This window comes from Kitasatospora sp. NPDC057542 (assembly GCF_042801945.1).
Classification (GTDB): Bacteria; Actinomycetota; Actinomycetes; order Streptomycetales; family Streptomycetaceae; genus Kitasatospora.
In genome coordinates this window covers 1-3,964 of sequence record NZ_JBHVFE010000640.1, presented here as the reverse complement: position 1 = coordinate 3,964, position 3,964 = coordinate 1, and the positions used below count along the sequence as shown (strand labels likewise).

Genomic DNA, 3,964 nt, shown 5'->3' with positions numbered 1-3,964 from the left:
GGGGGGCCCCCCCCGGGGGGGGGGGCCGCCCCCCCCCACGCCGCCGAACAGGGCGCCCGCGACACCGTCCCGCTCCAGGCCCGCAAGGGCCGCGCCTCCTACCTCGGCGAACGCAGCATCGGCCACCAGGATCCGGGCGCCACCTCCACTGCCCTCGTCTTCCGCACCCTCGCGGACGTCACCGCCGCCTGAGCCTCCCTTCCCCCGCGCAGTTCCCCGGGCCCTCCTGCCCGCGCAGTCCCCCCCGGGCCCCGTCAGGGGCGCGAGGGGGCGTCCGTCCGCGCGATCAGCAGCAACAGCGCGTCGTCCCGCAGCTCCCCACCCGTGTGCGCCAGCAGGTCCGCGTACACCCGCCCCACCGCCGCCTCCAGCTCCCCCTCCGAGCGCGCGGCTCCCCGCACCAGCGGCCCGACCCGCTCCACCAGCGGGTAGAACTCCCCGCTCGTCCGGTGCCGCGCCTCGATCACCCCGTCCGTGCAGAGCACCAGCACGTCCTGCGCCCCGAACGGCTGCCCCCAGGTGGTCGGCTCCCCCGCCGCCAGCCGGCCGAGCCCCAGCGGCACCCACGGGTCCGGCGCGTGCAGCACGTGCGCCCGCCCCTCGCCGTCCACCCGGATCGGCGGCACGTGCCCGTACTGCAGCAGCTCCATCGTCCCCGGCGTACGGAACTCCGCGAACAGCGCCGTGGTGAACTCCCCGTCCGGCACGTGCCGTTCGACACTGGCCTCGATCCGCGCCGCGACGCCCCGCAGCCCGGCCTCGTCGTACGCCGCCTCGCGGAACGCGCCCAGCACCACCGCCGCGGTCTGCACCGCCGCCAGTCCCTTGCCCCGGACGTCCCCGACCGCGACCCTGGTGCCGTGCGGCGTCTGCAGCACCGAGTACAGGTCCCCGCCGATCCGTGAGGCGTCCGCCGCCGACACGTACCGCACGGCGAGCCGCAGCGGCCCGACGGTCGGCCCCGGCAGCTGCAGCAGCGCCCGCTGGGCGGCCTCGGCGACGGAGCTGACGGCCGCGAAGGCCGCCGCGCGCCGCATCCGGATCTTGGCGACCCAGGCCGAGAACAGCGTCAGGACGACGTAGCTGATCATCGCCCCGTACAGGAAGCGGACGTCGTTGATGGTGGCGGCCCGGTCGTAGTGGCTGAGCCCGAACACCGCGAGCAACCCGAGCGAGCAGACCAGGAGCAGCTCGCCGGGTTTCAGGGTCAGCGCCGCGATGGTGGGCACCACGGTCATCAGCGGGGCCAGGTAGCGGTCCTTGCCGGAGAGGAAGTCCGCGAGCGCGACCAGCAGGACGGCGCTCAGCGCCGGGGCGGCGCGCCGCCAGAACGGCACGTCCTGGAGGTCGGCGGCGAGCAGGGCGCCGCGCTGCCGGTCAGGCGGCAGTCCGGCTGCGGTGGGAGTCGAGGGAGACTGGGCGCGGCGGTGCGGAAACACATATCGAACATAAGGGACGATCACGACAAAGGCCCGGCCGGCCCTGAGCCCGTGCGGCGCGAGACGGCCCACCCCACCGCCCCTGTGAATACCCTAGAGGGGTATGGTGTCAGAAGAGTCGTTGACAGCGCCGCACCCGGGCGAACGCCCGGGCCGCCAGACCTCCCGGAGGCCTCCGATGTCCAGCACCATCACCTACACCGTGTCCGGCATGAGCTGCGGCCACTGCGAGAAGGCCATCAACGAGGAGGTCTCCGCCCTGGCCGGGGTCACCGAGGTCACCGCCGACGCCCAGGCCGGTACCGTGACGATCTCCTCCGCCTCCCCCTTGGACGAGGAGCAGGTGCGCGCCGCGGTCGACGAGGCCGGCTACGAGCTGGTCGGCCGCAGCGCCTGAACCACCCGGGGCGGCGGGGGCCTGCGCAGCATCCCCCGCCCTCCGCCTGCACCAAGGAGCTGATCCGCATGAGCACGTCCGCCCCGGACCTCGGGGCCCGGGACCGGGTCGAGCTGTCGATCGGCGGGATGACCTGCGCCTCCTGCGCGGCCCGGATCGAGAAGAAGCTCAACCGGATGGACGGCGTCGAGGCCACCGTCAACTTCGCCACCGAGAAGGCCCGGGTCGGCTTCGGCCCCGGCACCACGGTGGAGGACCTGATCGCCACCGTCGAGCGCACCGGCTACACCGCCGAGCTCCCCCCGCCCCCGGCGCCCGCCGCTCCCGAACCGGCCGCCGGCGCCCCGGCCCCCGAGCGGCCGGCCGCCGACCCCCAACGGGACCGGCTGCTGATCAGCACCGTCCTCAGCGTCCCGGTGGTCCTGCTGTCGATGGTCCCGGCCCTCCAGTTCACCGACTGGCAGTGGCTGGCCTTCGCGCTCACCGGCCCGGTCGTGGTCTACGGCGGCCTGCCCTTCCACCGCGCCGCCTGGACCAATCTGCGGCACGGCGCCGCCACCATGGACACCCTGGTCTCGCTCGGCACCCTGGCCGCCTTCGGCTGGTCCTGCTGGGCGCTCTTCTGGGGCCACGCCGGCATGCCCGGGATGCACCACGACTTCTCGCTGTCCATCGGCGACACCGACGCCTCCGCCACGCTCTACCTGGAGACCGCCGCCGCCGTCACCGTGTTGATCCTGCTCGGCCGCTACCTGGAGGCCCGTTCCAAGCGCCGGGCCGGCGCCGCGCTGCACACCTTGCTCGATCTCGGCGCCAAGGACGTCGCCGTCCTCCAGTACGAGGGGGGCGGGCGCGAAGCGTCCTCGGACAAGGGCGACGGTGGGCGACGGGTGGGGCGCGAAGTACGGCTGCCGGTGGACCGGCTGACCGTCGGCACCCACTTCGTGGTCCGGCCGGGCGAGAAGATCGCCACCGACGGCGTGGTGGTGGAGGGCGCCTCGGCGGTGGACGCCTCGATGCTCACCGGCGAGTCCGTCCCGGTCGAGGTCACCGTCGGCGACGCCGTCACCGGCGCCACCGTCAACGCGGGCGGACGCCTGGTGGTCGAGGCCACCCGGGTCGGCGCCGACACCCGGCTCTCCCGGATGGCCAAGCTGGTCGAGGAGGCCCAGAACGGCAAGGCCGCGGCCCAGCGGCTGGCCGACCGGATCTCCGCGGTATTCGTCCCGGCCGTCATCCTGATCGCCCTGGCCACCCTGGTGGTCTGGCTGCTGGTCACCGACAGCCCCACCGAGGCGTTCACCGCCGCCGTCGCCGTGCTGATCATCGCCTGCCCGTGCGCCCTGGGCCTGGCCACCCCGACCGCGCTCATGGTCGGCACCGGCCGGGGCGCCCAGCTCGGCATCCTGATCAAGGGTCCCGAGGTCCTGGAGACCACCCGCACGGTGGACACCGTCGTCCTCGACAAGACCGGCACCGTCACCACCGGCCGGATGACCCTGGTCGCCGTGCACACCCGGGAGGGCGTGGACGGGGCCGAGGCGCTGCGCCTGGCCGGCGCCGTCGAGCACGCCTCCGAGCACCCGATCGCCCGGGCGATCGCCGAGGCCGCCGCCAAGGCCGGCGAACTGCCCGCCGTCGCGGACTTCCACAGCGTGCCCGGACGGGGCGTGCAGGGGGTCGTGGCGGGCCGCACGGTGGTCGCCGGGAGCGAGGCCCTGCTGGCCGACCGCACGCAGCACCTGCCGCCCTCCCTGGCCCGCGCCAAGGCCGCCGCCGAGGCGGCCGGCCGCACCGCGATCGCGGTCGGCTGGGACGGCGAGACCCGGGCCCTGCTGGAGGTCGCCGACGCGGTCAAGCCGACCAGCGCCCAGGCCGTCGACAGGCTGCGCGCACTGGGCCTGACCCCGGTCCTGCTGACCGGTGACAACCGGGCGGTGGCCGAGGCCGTGGCGGCCGAGGTCGGCATCGCGCCGGAACACGTGATCTCCGAGGTGCTCCCCGAGGACAAGGTCGCCACCGTCAAGCGACTTCAGGCCGAGGGCAGGGTCGTGGCGATGGTCGGCGACGGCGTCAACGACGCGGCCGCGCTCGCCCAGGCCGACCTGGGCCTGGCGATGGGCACCGG

The 3,964-nt window shown here is 74.9% G+C and carries 4 protein-coding genes; 3 read left to right on the top strand and 1 reads right to left on the bottom strand.

Features of this window, described 5'->3' with window-relative positions; genetic code table 11:
* Nucleotides 1-192, top strand: a 192-nt coding sequence (locus ACFU7Y_RS41270) for a DAK2 domain-containing protein (RefSeq protein ID WP_380771544.1), incomplete at its 5' end; no start/stop codon positions are given.
* Between the two features lie 62 nt (nt 193-254).
* Here the strand turns inward: ACFU7Y_RS41270 and ACFU7Y_RS41265 are convergent.
* Nucleotides 255-1,439 (bottom strand): PP2C family protein-serine/threonine phosphatase, encoded by a 1,185-nt coding sequence (locus ACFU7Y_RS41265; protein ID WP_224282243.1) that lies wholly within the window; start codon nt 1,437-1,439, stop codon nt 255-257.
* Between the two features lie 178 nt (nt 1,440-1,617).
* Here ACFU7Y_RS41265 and ACFU7Y_RS41260 point away from each other — a divergent pair, with 178 nt between their 5' ends.
* Nucleotides 1,618-1,836 carry a heavy-metal-associated domain-containing protein gene (locus ACFU7Y_RS41260; RefSeq protein WP_224282242.1) on the top strand — a complete coding sequence of 73 codons (219 nt, stop codon included), beginning with the start codon at nt 1,618-1,620 and terminating at the stop codon, nt 1,834-1,836.
* Nucleotides 1,837-1,904: 68 nt separating this feature from the next.
* Nucleotides 1,905-3,964 (top strand): heavy metal translocating P-type ATPase (locus tag ACFU7Y_RS41255; RefSeq protein ID WP_380771542.1); only part of this gene is annotated, 2,060 nt, incomplete at its 3' end.

Bases quoted from the DNA above. Each gene is read 5' to 3' on its own strand.
- ACFU7Y_RS41260 (WP_224282242.1), top strand. From the start codon at position 1,618: ATGTCCAGCACCATCACCTACACCGTGTCCGGCATGAGCTGCGGCCAC.